This is a genomic window from Shewanella sp. WE21 (assembly GCF_002966515.1).
In the GTDB taxonomy this organism is placed as follows: Bacteria; Pseudomonadota; Gammaproteobacteria; order Enterobacterales; family Shewanellaceae; genus Shewanella; species Shewanella oncorhynchi.
Genome location: NZ_CP023019.1, coordinates 2,350,490 through 2,367,810, shown reverse-complemented (window position 1 = coordinate 2,367,810; position 17,321 = coordinate 2,350,490). Strand labels below are relative to the sequence as shown.

The 17,321-nt window shown below is 45.9% G+C and carries 14 protein-coding genes and 2 pseudogenes; 10 read left to right on the top strand and 6 right to left on the bottom strand.

Annotation, left to right across the window (positions count from 1 at the left end):
* Window positions 1-108: 108 nt before the first annotated feature.
* Complete coding sequence (gene radC / locus CKQ84_RS10280) at window positions 109-786, bottom strand: DNA repair protein RadC (RefSeq protein WP_105251175.1); 678 nt, start codon at window positions 784-786, stop codon at window positions 109-111.
* A 122-nt stretch (window positions 787-908) separates the two neighbouring features.
* Between radC and coaBC the strand changes: the two genes are divergently transcribed.
* The 5 genes from coaBC to folE all read left to right on the top strand — a co-directional run bounded on the left by coaBC (window position 909) and on the right by folE (window position 6,259).
* Entirely contained in the window at window positions 909-2,132 is a 1,224-nt protein-coding gene (gene coaBC / locus CKQ84_RS10275) for a bifunctional phosphopantothenoylcysteine decarboxylase/phosphopantothenate--cysteine ligase CoaBC (RefSeq protein ID WP_105251174.1), read from the top strand.
* A complete protein-coding gene (gene dut / locus CKQ84_RS10270; RefSeq protein ID WP_105251173.1) occupies window positions 2,129-2,587 on the top strand; it encodes a dUTP diphosphatase in 459 nt (152 codons plus the stop codon). The genes coaBC and dut overlap by 4 nt, the downstream gene beginning before the upstream one ends.
* 34 nt (window positions 2,588-2,621) lie before the next feature.
* Window positions 2,622-3,215 carry a nucleoid occlusion factor SlmA gene (gene slmA / locus CKQ84_RS10265; RefSeq protein ID WP_105251172.1) on the top strand — a complete coding sequence of 198 codons (594 nt, stop codon included), beginning with the start codon at window positions 2,622-2,624 and terminating at the stop codon, window positions 3,213-3,215.
* A 135-nt stretch (window positions 3,216-3,350) separates the two neighbouring features.
* Window positions 3,351-5,339, top strand: coding sequence for a S9 family peptidase (locus CKQ84_RS10260; protein ID WP_105251171.1), 1,989 nt, complete (start codon window positions 3,351-3,353; stop codon window positions 5,337-5,339).
* Window positions 5,340-5,608: 269 nt separating this feature from the next.
* The gene (gene folE / locus CKQ84_RS10255; RefSeq protein ID WP_006079864.1) at window positions 5,609-6,259 is read left to right on the top strand and encodes a GTP cyclohydrolase I FolE; all 651 of its coding nucleotides are present in this window, start codon (window positions 5,609-5,611) and stop codon (window positions 6,257-6,259) included.
* Window positions 6,260-6,485: 226 nt separating this feature from the next.
* Here folE and pyrE read toward each other — a convergent pair whose 3' ends face one another.
* Complete coding sequence (gene pyrE, locus CKQ84_RS10250) at window positions 6,486-7,127, bottom strand: orotate phosphoribosyltransferase (RefSeq protein WP_006079863.1); 642 nt, start codon at window positions 7,125-7,127, stop codon at window positions 6,486-6,488.
* A 176-nt stretch (window positions 7,128-7,303) separates the two neighbouring features.
* Complete coding sequence (gene rph, locus CKQ84_RS10245) at window positions 7,304-8,017, bottom strand: ribonuclease PH (RefSeq protein ID WP_006079862.1); 714 nt, start codon at window positions 8,015-8,017, stop codon at window positions 7,304-7,306.
* Window positions 8,018-8,554: 537 nt separating this feature from the next.
* Between rph and CKQ84_RS10235 the strand changes: the two genes are divergently transcribed.
* On the top strand, window positions 8,555-9,418 hold the full coding sequence (locus CKQ84_RS10235; RefSeq protein ID WP_105251170.1) for a YicC/YloC family endoribonuclease: 864 nt from the start codon (window positions 8,555-8,557) through the stop codon (window positions 9,416-9,418).
* Window positions 9,419-9,555: 137 nt separating this feature from the next.
* On the opposite strand, the gene yjjG is transcribed toward CKQ84_RS10235, so the two are convergent.
* Window positions 9,556-10,236, bottom strand: coding sequence for a pyrimidine 5'-nucleotidase (gene yjjG / locus CKQ84_RS10230; protein ID WP_105251169.1), 681 nt, complete (start codon window positions 10,234-10,236; stop codon window positions 9,556-9,558).
* A gap of 295 nt (window positions 10,237-10,531) precedes the next feature.
* On the opposite strand from yjjG, the gene CKQ84_RS10225 reads away from it, so the two are divergent.
* From CKQ84_RS10225 to CKQ84_RS10210, 4 genes and pseudogenes are all read left to right on the top strand, one after another.
* Window positions 10,532-11,428 (top strand): LysR family transcriptional regulator, encoded by an 897-nt coding sequence (locus CKQ84_RS10225; protein ID WP_105251168.1) that lies wholly within the window; start codon window positions 10,532-10,534, stop codon window positions 11,426-11,428.
* Window positions 11,429-11,721: 293 nt separating this feature from the next.
* On the top strand, window positions 11,722-11,988 hold the full coding sequence (locus tag CKQ84_RS10220) for a helix-turn-helix domain-containing protein (protein WP_105251167.1): 267 nt from the start codon (window positions 11,722-11,724) through the stop codon (window positions 11,986-11,988).
* A complete protein-coding gene (locus CKQ84_RS10215; protein WP_105251166.1) occupies window positions 11,988-13,295 on the top strand; it encodes a type II toxin-antitoxin system HipA family toxin in 1,308 nt (435 codons plus the stop codon). Before CKQ84_RS10220 ends, CKQ84_RS10215 begins: the two co-directional genes overlap by 1 nt.
* 6 nt (window positions 13,296-13,301) lie before the next feature.
* Window positions 13,302-13,529, top strand: a pseudogene (locus tag CKQ84_RS10210) (LysR substrate-binding domain-containing protein); the annotation flags it as partial.
* Window positions 13,530-13,540: 11 nt separating this feature from the next.
* Here CKQ84_RS10210 and CKQ84_RS10205 read toward each other — a convergent pair.
* Together CKQ84_RS10205 and CKQ84_RS10200 are read right to left on the bottom strand one after the other, a co-directional pair.
* Entirely contained in the window at window positions 13,541-16,708 is a 3,168-nt protein-coding gene (locus CKQ84_RS10205) for a DUF3427 domain-containing protein (RefSeq protein WP_105251165.1), read from the bottom strand.
* Between the two features lie 222 nt (window positions 16,709-16,930).
* Window positions 16,931-17,125 (bottom strand): annotated as a pseudogene (locus CKQ84_RS10200) (DUF4172 domain-containing protein); the annotation flags it as partial.
* Window positions 17,126-17,321 lie beyond the last annotated feature (196 nt).

Genomic DNA, 17,321 nt, shown 5'->3' with positions numbered 1-17,321 from the left:
AAAAACAATTTTAACGCTCGAGCATTAATGTGCCTCGTATGGCCGTCGCCCGAGGCACAAAGAGGGCGCATTTTATACACGATCACAGAGTGAAGATCAAGTGTTAGATTAATTAATCCAGCCTCGTTCTGCAAAAGAAACTATCTCTCGATCACCTACAACCATATGGTCCAACAAGGATACGTCTATGGTTGCTAACGCATTTTTTAATCGCTCAGTTATTCGTCGGTCAGCCTGACTGGGCTCGGCAATACCAGACGGATGATTATGACAAACTATAACTGCTGCGGCCTTTTTCTCCAGCACTAAGCTCACCACTTCACGTGGATACACTGAGGCTGAGTCTATTGTGCCGCGGAATAATTCGACAAATTGAATCACTCTATGCTGGCTATCCAGCAGTAAAACTGCGAACACTTCATAGGAGCGATCGGCCAATTGTCGCATTAAATAGTCCCGAGTTAAATCGGGATTTGTCAAAACCTGACCTCTTTGCAGATTTTCCTGCGCTACACGCCGCGCTAATTCGGCCGCAGCTTGAAGCTGGGCGTATTTTACAGGTCCTACGCCCGGAAGTCGACACACCTGATTTCTTGGGGCACAGAGCAGGTTTCTGAGGCCGCCAAACTCGCTAATAAGCGACCTAGCAAGGTCAACCGCGTTTAATCCAGCTAAACCATTACGCAGCAATACTGCCAGTAATTCAGCATCCGAGAGATGCGCAGCTCCTTTTTGTAACAGTTTATCTCTGGGACCTTCGCCCTCAGGCCAATCTTTAATCCCCATGTGACCTCCCTGTCATCTCACATATTTTCACTTTACTGAGTATGGACGAGATTTTTTGAACTGGGATAGTCACTAAAATTCACCGCTTTGTGATATTGTTGCCGGCATTATTTCTATCTCGGATGATGTCTGTGAGTCTGACAAATAAAAACGTCCTGCTGGGCATTGGCGGCGGTATTGCGGCCTATAAAAGTGCTGATTTAGTACGTCGCTTGAAAGAGCGTGGTTTTGATGTGCGCGTGGTGATGAGCCAAAGTGCGATGGAATTTATCACGCCTCTGACGCTGCAAGCGTTGTCTGGACATCCAGTGGCATCTAGCTTGCTCGACCCCGCAGCAGAAGCAGCCATGGGTCATATAGAACTCGCTCGTTGGGCAGATCTCGTCATCATCGCCCCTGCAACCGCAAACCTATTGGCGCGGATTAATGCAGGCATGGCCGATGAGCTAATCACCACCACATGTCTTGCCACTGAGGCGCCAATTGCCCTGTGTCCAGCAATGAATCAGCAGATGTACCGCAATCTGGCTACGCAGGCGAATTTAACTAGCCTAGCATCACGTGGTTTTACACTTTGGGGACCCGCCAGTGGCAGTCAGGCCTGTGGTGAGGTGGGTCCTGGACGCATGCTAGAGCCATTAGACATAGCGGAACTCGCTACGCAGTTTTTTGCCACTCATGACGCTGTTGAACTTAAGCCACTCGCAGGACAGTCACTGCTGATTACCGCAGGGCCAACCCGTGAGGCAATTGATCCCGTCAGATACATTTCAAATCACAGTTCTGGAAAAATGGGCTTTGCACTCGCCAAAGCCGCGGCAGATATGGGTGCAGCAGTCACCTTAGTCTCAGGCCCAGTAAATCTCAGCACCCCAGAAGGCGTGACACGCATTGATGTTGAATCGGCGCAAAATATGCTCGATGCTGTTATGGATAACGTTGATAAAAAAGATATTTTTATTGGCTGCGCCGCCGTTGCAGACTACCGCATTAGCGATATTGCTACCTGTAAGATCAAAAAATCGACCGAAGAAATGCAACTTGCGCTGGTGAGGAATCCTGATATCTTAGCCACGGTTGCGAGCTTACCTAACCGTCCTTTTGTGGTGGGATTTGCCGCCGAAACCCATGATGTAGAAGCCTATGCGCGCGATAAGCTCAAACGTAAAAACTTGAACATGATCGCCGCAAACGACGTTTCCATTGCTGGCCTAGGCTTTAATGCCGATGCTAATGCCCTGCGTGTTTTCTGGCCGCACGGCAGTCAAGATTTGCCTGCTACTGACAAACTCACGTTGGCACGGCAATTACTTTCGTTGATAGTGAAAGAAAAAACAAATACATGAAAACACCGATTGAATTAAAAATTCTCGACTCCCGTATCGGCTCAGAATTTCCCTTGCCCGCTTACGCCACCGCAGGCAGTGCAGGCATGGATCTTCGCGCCATGATAGACACGGCTTTAACCATAGCACCGGGTGAAACTGTGCTCATTCCCACGGGGATTGCCATTCATGTGGCCGACCCAGGACTTGCAGCGGTGATTTTACCGCGCTCTGGCCTTGGCCATAAACACGGTATCGTACTGGGGAATCTAGTAGGACTCATAGATTCAGATTACCAAGGCCCCTTAATGGTATCTTGTTGGAATCGTGGTGACAGTCCATTCACCTTAGAAATGGGCGATCGTCTCGCGCAACTGGTGTTTGTTCCTGTGGTACAAGCACAATTCAAACTCGTTGATGAGTTCGACAGCTCAGACCGTGGTGAAGGCGGATTTGGCCATTCAGGCACTAAATAATCCCCTAAGTCGTTATTGAGCCAAGGATACTGTAATGGCTGTAAGCCCAAAAATTAATCGTCGTGAACACATTCTGCAATGTCTAGCGCAGATGCTAGAAACCAACCCAGGACAAAGGATCACCACAGCGAAACTGGCCTCAGAAGTCGGTGTATCGGAAGCCGCACTGTATCGCCACTTCCCGAGTAAAGCGCGGATGTTCGAAGGCTTAATCGAATTTATCGAAGAGTCGTTATTGTCGCGCATCAATTTAATCATGGATGACGAAAAAGACACCATGAAGCGCTGCCAGTTGGTACTGCAACTGCTGCTGATCTTTGCCGAGCGTAACCCAGGAATTTCACGCGTTCTCAACGGTGATGCTCTACTCGGTGAAAATGAACGCCTGCGAAGCCGTATTGGTAACTTATTTGCCAAAATTGAAACCCAGTTAAAGCAAATTTTACGGGAAAAAACCCTGCGAGAAGGTAAAGGCTTCAACTTAGACGAAGCCATATTAGCCAATTTACTGTTAGCCTTTGCCGAAGGCCGCATCGCCCAATTTGTACGAAGTGAATTCAAACTCAAACCGACGACACACTTCGATGAACAGTGGCATTTTATCCAGCACCAACTTTTACAAAGCTAATGATTTTTCAGCATAAAGGACGGTAACTATCGTCCTTTATTTTCGATATTCCTTCCTTGTTTCGCTCCATCTTTTGTTTTATCCTCGAAAAACATTTTAAAAACAAAAAACACAATGATTTTACAAGGATGTCAGATGAAACTCTTCCGATTAGCCATGTTGGCGACACTTTGTTTACCAATACTTCCAATATCCACCTTTGCAGCCAATAGCTCTAACGCGAATGCGTTATCGCAAGCACAGTTATTCAGCAAAGATGATGAGTACTCGGATGTAAAAATATCGCCTACTGGTAAATACTTAAGCGCTATCACAAGTGTCGAAGGTAAAAACGTTCTCTTAGTCTTAGATACCCAAACCAAAAAACTCCTCAATGCGATACGTTTTCCCGGTAATGCTCAAGTCGGCGACTATGAATGGGCCAACAGTGAGCGACTGGTACTGGCAAAAGAATACCTAAAAGGCTGGCAAGATACACCTATCTACTACGGTGAATTGATGGCGGTAAATGCCGATGGTTCACGAAAAGCGTATCTATTCGGTTTCGAGAGTGGCGAGCAACAAACAGGTTCAAATATCAAGAAAAACACCCCTATGCGGGCGAGCGCATTTATCCTCGATCCTCTGCCAGATGATGAACGCTACATGTTAGTTAATGCTATTCCATGGAATGATAGGATCAATCTGGACGTGGAACTGTTACAAGATGTCTATCGCGTAGACTTGTTCAATGGCACACGCAAACGCATCACAGGCTCACCTATTGGCCAAGCTCGCTTTATGACAGACCATGATGGAGAGGTTCGCTTCGTTGCAGGTGAAGACAAACAAAACATCACTAAAGTCTTCTATCGCAAAGATGGTGACTGGATAAATACTGACAAACTCAACCTAAGTCTAACTGACTTTAAACCACTCTCCTTTGCCGATGACAAAAATACGATTTATGCAGCGGGACGCTCCCAAGGTGAAACCTTAGGGGTTTATAAAATTAATCTCGAAACGGGCGATAAAACTGAAATCATTCAGGATAAAAACGTTGACCCTAGCAACTTTTGGATTAACGGCACCAATAAACAACTTTACGCCGTCGAGTTTGAAAATGGTTACCCAAGTTATGCCTTTGTCGATAATGAGGATTCGCACGCTAAATTGCTAAAAGATCTGCTGGGTGCTCTCCCCGGTCACCAAGTACGAATTGTTAGCGAAACCCGAGATGCAGCAAAACTCGTCATACTTGCGTTTAACGATCGAAACCCTGGCGACTACTACATATTTGATACGAAAACACTAAAACTTGAATATCTAGCCGCCGCTAAAAAATGGCTCGACCCAGAGCAAATGGCTGATGTTAAACCCATCAGTTTCACCAGCCGGGATGGTAAACAACTCCATGGATATCTAACGCTCCCCTTTGGTAAAGAAGCTAAAAACCTACCCTTAGTCGTCAATCCACACGGTGGTCCACACGGTATCCGTGACTGGTGGGGCTTTGACCCACAAAACCAATATCTAGCAAGCCAAGGCATAGCAGTGCTACAGGTCAACTTCCGTGGTTCAGGCGGATATGGCGATCAATTTGAACGCGCTGGCTATCAAAAATGGGGCTCAGATATTCAGCATGACATTATCGACGCAACCCAGTACGTCATTGACCAAGGTTTTGCCGATAAGGAACGCATCTGTATCGTTGGTGGTAGCTTTGGTGGTTACAGTGCCTTGCAGAGCGCTGTGCTTGCGCCAGATATGTTTAAATGCGCTATTGGTATGGCAGGTGTCTATGACTTACCACTGTGGAAAGATGACAGTGATGTTGCAAACTCATCATCTGGAAGCAGCTATCAAGCAGATGTGCTAGGAAACAATTTGGAGACACTTAAAGCCATGTCGCCAAGCTATAACGTCAATAAACTCAAAGCAAACTTATTGCTAGTTCATGGTGGAGATGATGAGCGAACCCCAATAACTCAACTCGAATCCCTCGAAAAAGCCCTAAAAGCTCACAATTATCCTTACCAAAAACTGGTGATGGACAATGAAGGCCACGGTTTTTATAACGATGAGCATAGAGCGAAATACTATGAACAAATGCTCGGTTTCTTAAAAACCAATCTGAAACTTTAGAATTATCTCAAACTTGCCGACACTGCTAGGCTAAACTCGATTGGCAGTGGAAGATTTAAAGCCGATATCCGATAAGGACTATCGGCTTTTTCATGTGGCCTATGCGCGTTTTCGGTATGAATTGTCTGCAATTCGCGCTATCCTCCTCCCCCTATTCTTGCCCTAGCGAGAATAACAATAATTTGTATCTGATGCTGAACAGCCCAAGTACCACGCGATGATCAGCATAGGTTTTCTGTTATAGCCGCTACGACGTAGTGGAGGATAAGATGGCATTAAGTGAAGCAGCAGTAAAAGTACAAGCCGCGTTATTAGAACGTGGACTTGAAACCCCAATGCTCCCAAGCGTTTACAGCAGTGAAGAACGTAAAGACAAGATTGAACATCATATGAAAGAAATCCTGACATTAATGTCATTGGATCTGTCAGACGATAGCCTTGCCGATACGCCGCGCCGCATTGCTAAAATGTACGTCGATGAAATCTTCTCCGGCTTAGATTATGCGAACTTCCCTAAGATCACGGTTATCGACAATAAGATGGGCTTCGATGAAATGGTGCGTGTGCAAGACATTAGCCTCACCAGCACCTGCGAACACCATTTAGTGACGATCGATGGCACTGCGACCATAGCTTATCTACCACGCAAAAAAATCATTGGTTTATCAAAGATTAACCGTATTGTGCGTTTCTTTGCTCAACGCCCTCAGGTACAAGAGCGTTTGACTCAGCAAGTGTTAGTCGCACTGCAAACCTTGCTCGAAACCAAAGACGTTGCCGTTAAAATGGATGCCGTGCATTACTGCGTAAAATCCCGCGGTGTGATGGACTCCACCAGTTCGACCACTACCACAGCGCTGGGCGGTATTTTCAAATCTAACCCTGCGACCCGCGCCGAATTTTTGCACCAGTCTAAATAAATGTATTGAAACTTAACGCTATTTAAAACGTGTCGAAATCAATAGCAACCAATACAGCTCAATAAAAAAACGCTGCGATTCCTTCTATAGAATCGCAGCGTTTTTTGTTTTCATACCCACTCAATCAACCCCTTCTCAACCTAGCTAAGATCAATGCTGGCTGATTAACTGATTTCACCAAGCCTGCGATAGCCGCTTGATCAATACCAGCCGTCAAACACTAGACTTAAATGCCATATTGCTCGCGATATTGACTCACGGCGGCAAGTTGCACTTCCATTCCAGGCTTTTCAGACAGATAACTGATTAGGTCGGCGAGTTTAATAATTGCTACTATTCCGCAGCCAAAATCACGCTCAACTTCTTGGATGGCCGATAACTCGCCCTTGCCTTTCTCTTGCCTGTCTAAAGCAATCAACACACCCGCTAATTGTGCCTTATGGGCTTCGATGATTTCCATCGACTCACGAATCGCAGTACCCGCAGTGATCACGTCATCGACGAGCATCACGCGGCCTTTCAGCTCGCTACCGACTAAGCTGCCACCTTCACCGTGATCTTTTTTCTCTTTGCGATTAAAGCAGTAAGGAATGTCAATATCGTGATGCTCACACAGGGCAACGGCCGTAGTCGTAGCAATCGGAATACCTTTGTAAGCAGGGCCAAACAGCAAGTCGTAATCAATGCCAGAGTCCACTAACGCAGCGGCATAAAAACGACCTAAACGCGCTAAGTCACGGCCAGTATTGAACAAACCCGCATTGAAGAAATAAGGACTGATACGGCCCGATTTAAGGGTAAATTCGCCAAATCGCAACACCTGACGTTCTAGGGCAAATTCAATAAACTCACGTTGATAAGCTTTCACAATATCTCCTTACGACTTTGTATTTTATTGGTTTTTATTAGGTAATGTTTTATTGGGTAACATTTAATTCGGTACAGGGCTTGTCTAACACTAGCATCTTGCTGCAAATAAAAAGTTGCAGTTAATAAAAAGCCCCGCACTCTATAACATGACGGGGCTTTTTCATCACCACAATATTAGTTCAGTGCGGCTTTCTGCACATCGACGATTTCACGAATGCTGTTCTTCGCCAATGCCAACAGTTCGAGTAATTCTTCGTGGCTGAATGGCTCGCCTTCGGCGGTGCCTTGAATTTCGATGATCTTACCCGTTTCTGTCATCACGACGTTCATGTCAGTTTCAGCGGCGCTGTCTTCGATATATTCTAGATCGCTTATCGCTTCACCCTTGTAAATACCGACGCTGACAGCAGCGATAAGGAATTTCAGCGGGTTAGATTTAATGATGCCTTTACCACGCGCCCAGTTCAACGCATCCACTAAGGCCACACAGGCGCCAGTGATAGAGGCAGTGCGTGTGCCACCGTCAGCTTGGATCACATCACAGTCGATCACGATAGTGTTTTCGCCTAGGGCTTTCATATCCACACAGGCGCGTAGGGCACGACCGATAAGACGTTGAATTTCTTGCGTACGGCCAGATTGCTTACCGCGAGCGGCTTCACGATCCATACGGCTATGGGTCGAACGTGGCAACATGCCGTATTCCGCCGTCACCCAGCCTTGACCCTGACCTTTAAGGAAACGTGGCACACCTTCAGTAAAACTGGCGGTACAAAGCACTTTCGTTTCGCCAAATTCCACTAACACAGAACCTTCGGCATGGGCCGTAAACTGGCGAGTGATAGTGATGGGACGAGTTTGTGCTGGCGTTCTGTTACTTGGACGCATGCGAGATTCCTGTATTCTGAGTCATTGACCGATTTTGGCTGCATATTATAAGGGCTTGAGCCTTAGGATGCCATGCTTAGGGTGATTCTCTGGCAAACTCATCACACTCAAACGCCTAATCCGTGTCCTTATACCCAAACAACCTGAAGATGCAGAATTCAGCGGGAGTTTAACGCACTTTAGGCAAGGCCATTTATTGCTCCTGCATAAATGGCATTCACGCCATCCATGGCGATTGCGGTTATTTGCGGACCTAGTGGACTAAGTTAAAAATAACCAACGCAGCATAAAGTGCGTTACCCCGTGGTTAACATCAGCCGCCGGGACGGAACGCCTAGGGCACTTCACTTCCGTGTTGCATCAATTCAAAAGGTAGCCGACATTCTGTCATTGCTGCGCCTTGAATTGAAGCACCCTAGGCGCTCTGAAACTCGTATCTTCAGGTAGCTTGGGTATATTTACTGTATGCCTTTAATCCTAAAGCCATTGACTCTATAATCGCCTCTCATTATGACGATTACACCATTAGGACAACCCATGATCCAAAGCATGACAGCCTACGCTCGCATCGAGCACAAAGCACAATGGGGCACTGCCTCCTGGGAAATTCGCTCAGTCAATCAACGTTATCTCGAAACTTACCTACGTTTACCCGAGCAATTCCGCAGCTTCGAACCCGTACTGCGCGACCGCCTTCGTAAACGTTTAAGCCGCGGCAAAGTTGAAGTCAATTTGCGCTACGAGCTGGCAGACAACAGCAATAACGAGCTGCAGTTGAATCAAGCGCTAGCAAAACAGTTATTAGGCGCCGCCACTTGGCTCAAGCAAGAAGCGGGACAAGGCGATGTCAATCTGACCGACATCCTGCGCTGGCCGGGCGTACTAGCGAGCGGTGAACAAGATATGGATGCCATCGGCGCAGATCTGATGACAGCCTTCGACTCAGCCATAGATCAATTCATCGAAGCCCGTGGCCGTGAAGGCGAAGCCATCAAAGACATGCTGCTAAGCCGCTTAGACGGAGTCAGCGAGCAAATCGCCATCGTACGCGAGCACATGCCAACGGTAATGCTGTATCAACGCGAAAAGCTCACCAACCGCCTTGCGGAAATCAAAGGTGAACTCGACCCAGCCCGCATCGAGCAAGAAATGGTGCTTCTGGCTCAGAAACAAGATGTCGCCGAAGAAATGGACAGACTCGAAGCCCATGTGGCCGAAGCTCGCCGTATCCTCAAAAAAGGCGGCAGCGAAGGTCGCCGTTTAGATTTTATGATGCAGGAATTTAACCGCGAATCGAACACTCTCGCCTCTAAATCCATCAGCACTGAAATCACTTCAGCCGCAGTTGAACTTAAGGTGCTGATTGAGCAAATGCGCGAGCAGATCCAAAACGTTGAGTAATGATAGTTAACACGTTTTAGATACCAAAAAACCCTTAATTTAAGGGCTTTTTGTATTTTATGGCATAGAGGGAATATCACACTCTTAGCCAAACCTATCGCGTGCGAAGTACTGAGCTAGGCTCAGTGAACAATCGTTTACGGTAACAGGATTTTTTGCAGCTCTTGGTGCGAGCTCACTTGATAGTGCGGGGCGATACCGGCGGGTACATCGTGGCCGTGGACGTTATACCAACAAGTATGAATACCTGCATTGATGCCGCCTTGGATATCTGAATGCGGGTTATCACCGACCATGAGCACAGCATCACGCTCAGGATGGTCCATGAGTTCGAAGGCGTGCTCGAAGATGCCCACATCAGGTTTGGCTATGCCGACTTTTTCTGAAATCACCAAAATATCAAAATGATGCTGTAAGCCTGTACGCTCTAATCGCACGGTTTGTAGCTCAGTGAAACCGTTAGTGATGATACCTAATTTGGCTTTGCCTTGGAGCGCGGCTAATAACTCGCGGGCACCGGGTAGCGGCGAACAAATTTCGGCCATTGCTGATAAAAAGGCACTATTGAGCGTCATGGCCGTGACAGATAATTTGGCAGCCCAAGGTTCGAAACGTATGGTTTGCAACTCGGAGGCAGTTATCTTGCCATCTTGATAATCAACCCAAAGTGGTTTGTTAACTAACTGATACTCATCAAAATCGGCTTGGGTAAAATCGACCCCAAACTCACTAAACATCAATTTAAGCCCTTTTAAGGCATCGAAATAAAATAGGGTTTCATCGGCATCGAACAAAATCCATTGGTAAGGCAAGGACATAGAAACTCTCTTTCTGACAAAATAGCTAAGACCCATCCCATGCCGTTCAGTGGCATAGAGAATGGTACATCGGCGATTGCGGCAACACTGTGGCTAACTACCTAGCAGTAATCAAGATAAGCGATAAACATGAGCGATGAGCGCGAAAATAACTAGGCTCCACAGTCGACACTCGCAATCAGCAAGTGCATTAGTCTACCTTGCATCAAGGGCAATGATAACCACGATAATAAAAACTGACTGTTGAGGTATCATCAACAATAATGGCAGGGGAACGCGATAATCTAAGGACACCATGGAGCACTTTTCAGCACTACCTATCTTTGTCACTGTAGTGGAATGCGGTAGCTTTTCGCTGGCCAGTCAAAAGCTTGGACTGAGTAAATCGGCGGTGAGTAAACGCATTACCCTATTAGAACAAAGTCTGGGTATTCAACTTTTGCACCGTACCACTCGCAGCTTAAGTCTTACCGAAGCGGGCGCCCGCTATTTTGACTATGTTCGTCCTGCAGTTAAACTCGCAGCAGACGGCTTGGACGCCATTTCTGAGCTACAACAAGCGCCTCAGGGCAATTTACGCATCGCCGTCCCTATGGTATTTGGCCGCTTGCATATCTCACCTTTGATCCCCGAGTTTCTGCGCCGTTACCCGAAAATACAGCTGCAAATGCAGATGGATGATAAGACAACCGATTTAATTGCTGGCGGATTTGATCTGGCAATTCGTATAGGCGAGCTACCAGATTCAAGCCTGATTGCCCGTAAAATCGCCCCTTGTTTAAGTGTCATTTGCGCCTCACCCGAGTATCTTGCTCGCCACGCTGTGCCACAAACGCCGCAGCAACTCAGCCAACATAACTGTTTGTTCTACTCATATTTTCGTGATGGTGTTGAATGGACCTTCTTAAGCCCGCAGGGCCCCACTCGCATCCAGCCGAACGGTAACTATCAAGTCAACAATAGTGATGCCATCCACCAAGCCACACTCGATGGTCTAGGCATTGCCAACCTGCCCCGTTTCATGGTCGACACCGACTTACAAGCTGGCCGCCTACAAGCCTTGCTCACAGATCATCCCCTCCCCGAACATGGCATTTATGCGGTTTATCCACAGCGGAAATATCTGCCGACTAAGGTGAGTGTATTGATAGCGTTTTTGATGGAGAAGCTGGCGAGTGGCAAGTTAGGGTAAATTTTCACTTGTCAGTAATGAGGAAGGACAACTCTCTTTCACCCCCTATGAGAAATAAACAATAGACCAGAGACCATCAGACTGACTCTCTCGAGAGGCTGATAGCGGATCATTTGAACAATCCGATTTATGTTTTTAATCAATACTACACTTGCATTTTTAGCCCCTATTTATACGCTATAACGTATATAAACAAATTATACGCTGTAGCGTCTTAAATATTGACTATACGCTGTAGCGTGTTAAATTATGTTTATACTTTAAAGCGTATTGGGAAATAATGGGAATTCAAGATGAAGATCACCACAACCAAACAGCTTAGCGCTTATATACAAGATGTTCGCCAATCACAGGGACTCTCTCAGGCTAAAATTGGTGAGAAAATTGGCTTACGCCAAGGCACAATTTCCAACTTCGAACAGAATCCCGACAGCACTAAACTTGATACATTTTTCAAACTCTTATCAGCCCTCGAACTCGAAATAGAACTCAAACCTCGCAACGCGAGTGACAGTGATACAGGCTCAGTTGACAATAAGCAATGGGCTCAGGAGTGGTAATGGCTGCACTTGACGTTTATATGAATGGCTTTCTAGTCGGTACTTTCTCTAAAGAAGATACAGGCGCCCATCGATTTCAATACAATAGCAACTGGCTGGCTATTCCAGGAAATCGCCCCATATCGTTGTCTATGCCTCTACGCCAACGCCATTATCAGGGCAATGAAGTTTATAACTTCTTTGATAACTTACTGCCTGACTCACCGGAAATTCGCCAGCGTATCCTCGCACGCTATCAAGCTAGTTCAACCCAACCCTTCGATTTACTGACTAAAGTCGGCCAAGATAGTGTCGGAGCCTTGCAACTGGTACCACAAGGTATTGAACCCGAAGACATTAAAAAAATTGAATGTGAACCACTGGATGACGCAGCCCTAGTACGGGTCTTAGCAGGTTACCAATCCAAGATCCCATTAGGCATGCTCGAAGAATATGACGATTTTCGGATCTCAGTTGCTGGAGCACAGGAAAAAACCGCCCTGCTGAAATATGATGGTCTGTGGTGTTTACCCCATGGTTCAACGCCAACCAGTCACATAATCAAACTCCCTATCGGCCAGATAGTCACCCATTCCCACACCTTAGATCTATCGGACAGTGTCGAAAACGAGTACCTGTGCATGTCTATTGCTCGAGAATATGGTTTACCAGTTCCCGATTGCGAAATCCTTAAGGTTGGGAATATCAAGGCGCTCGCGGTCGAACGCTTCGATCGCCGCTACGCAGCGGACAATAGTTGGCTGATGCGCCTACCACAGGAAGATTTTTGCCAAACCCTTAATATCCCCTCAGCGAGGAAATACGAGAACCAAGACGGACCAGGCATTAGCGAGATAATGTACGTATTGATGGGATCGCTTGCCCCAGAAAGAGATCGGCGCATCTTCATGAAAGCACAAGTGTTATTTTGGTTACTGGCGGCGACAGACGGCCACGCTAAAAACTTTTCGCTATTTATCAGGCCCGAAGGAAAATACGAGCTTACCCCACTCTACGACATCATCTCCGTTTATCCAGTGCTGGATGGTACAGGACTTAACATCCGCGATGCGAAACTGGCCATGGGACTGACAGCCACTAAAGGGAAAAAATACCAGATTGAACAAATCTTTCCCCGCCATTTTCTCGCTACGGCAAATCGAGTCGGCTTTAGTCAACAAGCCATGAACGAGCTTCTTGAGGAGTTTGTTGAAAAAACGCCTATGGTTATCCAACGGATACAAGCGCAACTGCCAGATGATTTCCCCCCACATATCCAGCACAGCATCCTGAACGGGTTAGAGCATAGGGTAAGGCGACTGCTATAACAGCGCTCAAATAGTGACGCTATCCACCAAGCCACTCTCGATGGTGTAGGCATAGCCAACCAGCCCCGTTTCATGGTCGACGCCGACTTACAAGCAGGCCGCCTACAAGCCTTGCTCGCAGACCATCCCCTCCCCGAACATGGCATTTATGCTGTGTACCCACAGCGAAAATACCAACCGACCAAAGTAACAGTATTGATTGAGTTTTTGATGGAGAAGTTGGGAAAAATCTAGGAAAGTAATATTTAACCCACTGCCAGTTTAGCCGCGTCATGCCACATTACATCAGGGATTGGCTGTTCTAATCGCCATGTGACATTCATGGGTTGTGAACCGTTATGGCTGACATAATGCACTTTGCCAAAATTCACGAATCCCATCGTGCGGCCATTTTCATCTTTTGATTGTTCTCGAACAAACAACAGCACGGTTTTCCCCAGCTTTTGTTGCTCAATATAACTAAGACCTCGACCTCGTTCTGGCCGTGCGCTATTTTGCGATTGCCAATGGAATAGATGTTCGCTAATGGCATAGTCGTGATACATGGTTGTCGGTGAAAACTGCTTCTCTGATTTGTTTAACGTGACAAATAAGCACTCAAGGTTTTGCTCACTAATCGCAAGCACACCTTCCCTTGAAGGAGATTTAGCAGCAAATGTGCTTGCACCCATCGCCGCTAAAATTTGCTCGCGAGTATAACGAGAATGCACTTTCAAAGCGGTGGGTTGGTGCAATTCTAAATCCATTTCTTGATGGTGTATCCGGTTAATCAGTATCGCCAATACAGCTAATAACTCTTCTTGCAACGGCTTATTGCGTAGCATCAGCAAGCTAGCCGCTAGACTGTTAACGTTTAAAGCCGCTCCTGATTTATCCCAAAAGTTGTAGTGACACATCAAGGCAAACTGATATTGAATAGGATCCAACCCATTAAAGACAAAATCATTTTTGCATAACTGTTTGATAAATTTTAAATAGGATAATGAAGTACAACTGAGTAAGTGGAAGTTAATCGCGCGATAATAGGCTTTGGCTAAATCGGACTGCGCAGTAGGTTCAGCAATTTGATTACCCTGAACAGCCTCGACTAATAAGGTCCATCCACATTGGCCATTAATCTTTATTCGATAAATATCTTCCAAGGTCACTTGCGGGTTCATGCATAAAAAATTGCCTAGCGTGAGCGGCAAGTCAGTCTGATGTTTAAAGTTTGCCATTAGACTGGTTAATCGATTGGCATTGAGTGTTGCGCGGCTAATATTGCGCAAAATCATCGACTGCGCTTTTTCCTCAAGATCAATTCGACACCCTAGCGGTAGATGCGGAAAGTCATTCAGAATTTCATCTTTTATCGACTGATTGGTTTTACCGACTAATGCTCTAAATTTTTGTGAGAAATCATATTCATCACGTGAATTTCCAACAAAATCTAATATTGTGCAGCACTGCTTATCATCGGTGAGACGCAAGCCACGGCCAAGTTGCTGCAGGAATATGGTCAAGCTTTCCGTTGGCCGTAAAAACAACAAGGTGTCCACTTCTGGAATGTCGACACCTTCGTTAAAAATATCCACCACACACAAAATGGATAATTTGCCACTGACCAAGCTCTGCCGCTTTTGTTGCCGTTCAGAGCTATTATCACTGGTCAGCACATCGGCGCTGATCCCCGCCAAATTGAACTTCTTCGCCATATACTCGGCGTGTTCCTTGGTTACACAAAAGGCTAACGCCTTAATATTGTCTATATCAGTTACGGTTTCAGCTAGACTGCGAATAATGCGCGTCACGCGTTGTTCATTGTGAGTGTATAAATTGCTCAGCTCAGCGACGTCATAACGACCACGGCTCCAATTTAACTTGCTAAGGTCGGTGTTATCGTCGATCGCAAAATATTGAAATGGACATAAATGCCGTTGATTGATGGCTTCGGGTAAACGTATTTCAGCGGCAATGACACCGCAGAAGTCAGCCAGAATATCGACACCATCATGCCGTTCAGGGGTTGCCGTGAGCCCAAGTAAAATCGTCGGCTCAAAATGAGCTAATAGCCCACGGTAACTATTCGCAGCAACGTGATGGACTTCATCAATAACAATATAATCATAAAAATCAGCAGCTAATGGCAGGGTATCAAGTTGCAGATTCAAGCTTTGGATGGATGCGAATAAATGTTTGTAACTATTAGGTTTATGCTCTGCCACCCATAGCTCGCCAAATTGATTATTCTTTAACACACCGCGATAAGCACTGAGAGCTTGCTGTAAAATTTCTTGCCTATGAGCAACAAATAGAAAATTGGCTTCTGGATGCAGCTTATAAAACCGCGCGAAATCGAATGCGGAAATAATAGTCTTACCCGTGCCTGTTGCCGCGACGATGAGATTTTTAAAACGGCCATGAACGCTTCGCTCTACTGCAAGCTGTTCGAGGATTTCTCGCTGATGCGCAAACGGCTTAATGTCAAAATGAAATGAGCTCGATTCAGTGCCACTGCCTTTCGCTTCTTTCAACGCATTGTTTAACTTTTCTTTACTACTCGCATCACCGCTAAAAAGCTCAAATTCGTTCGATTGCCAGTAAGTTTCAAATGTACTGAGTGATTTCTCAATGATGTGGGGAATTTCTTGGGTGGTGATCTTAAGGTTCCACTCAAGCCCGCTGGTCAATGCTGAATGCGATAAATTTGAAGAACCGATATAACCGGTATGAAAACCCGTATTTCGTAGAAATAAATAGGACTTTGCATGCAGCCTTTCACGCTTAGTGTTGTAACTTAATTTAACTTGGGTATTGGGTAAACTGGCTAGAAACTCGACGGCTTTAGCATCAGTCGCGCCCATATACGATGTAGTGATGATGCGTAACTCTTTACCACTGCGTGTAAACTCCTCAAGTTCATGCTTGAAGATGCGAATCCCCGCCCACTTGATAAATGACACCAGCCAATAGATTTTATCCGATGAGCGGATCTCACGCTTAAGCTCACTCTCAAGCGATAATCCCGCATTACTACCACAAAAAAGCTCACTCTGAGTGAGCCCCGTTAATGGAAATATGGCGGCCGTATATTTAGGTAAATCAGTTGCAATAGGATTTTGCTTGTTAAAGAGAGCTGTAAGTATCCTACCTTGGCTATCGATAAGATTTTCATTAATAAAATCATCATCGTTAATGTGCTCTTTGAGCCACATCACTAACCGGTTAGCCAAACTGATTTGATTGAAGACTTGGTTTTCATCGGCGGGAACTGAATTAATTACATATTCAATTACTTTCGTCAGAAAACGCGAGAGCCAAATACTTGCCTCAGCAACCTCTAGCTTCCTTTCTCCAACAAAAAATATGTCCCTATCTAAACGCTGCTCAATGAGTTGAGTAATAAGCTTTTCGTAAATCCCGACCTGTTCCATAGCCAGATATGCCCCAAGACTAACAATCAAAGTTGTAGCGAATATATCACATAACAATTTGATTCAAATTGCGATTTGCAGAATGGTTTTATCATTTACGAGAAGGGTTAATACAGCCTAGGCTTTAAACTAATCGATTACTTACGACATAGGCCGTCATTACACACGGGAAAGATGTTCGGCAAGTGATCATTGAGCACCACCACAAAGGTAAACTTGCCTCTATTTTCCACTCGGCAATAAGTACCTTGTACTCCGGCCGCCAGCGCCGGCTTTTACTAAAAAGCGCTGTTCGACCATTTGCGCAAGATGACGAGTTGCGGTGGCGCGACTAACCTTCGCGACTTTTTGATACTGGCTACTATTAATCCCTAGTTCAAAATCGCCGTCTAACATCCGATTGAGTACTTTGGCTTTGAGGTGATATTCGCTATTTGCCTCACATAATGAGGCGATTAACAAACCTATTCGCCTCACTTTATGAGTCGAATAGCACTAATAATCGCCTCATCAATACCAACATGGCTATGCAGGGAAATGAGCCTTGTTGGTAATCCGGGAGCTCTGTTTCTAAGCCTTGCGGTCAGCCACTTGCTATTATTGTCCAGTTACA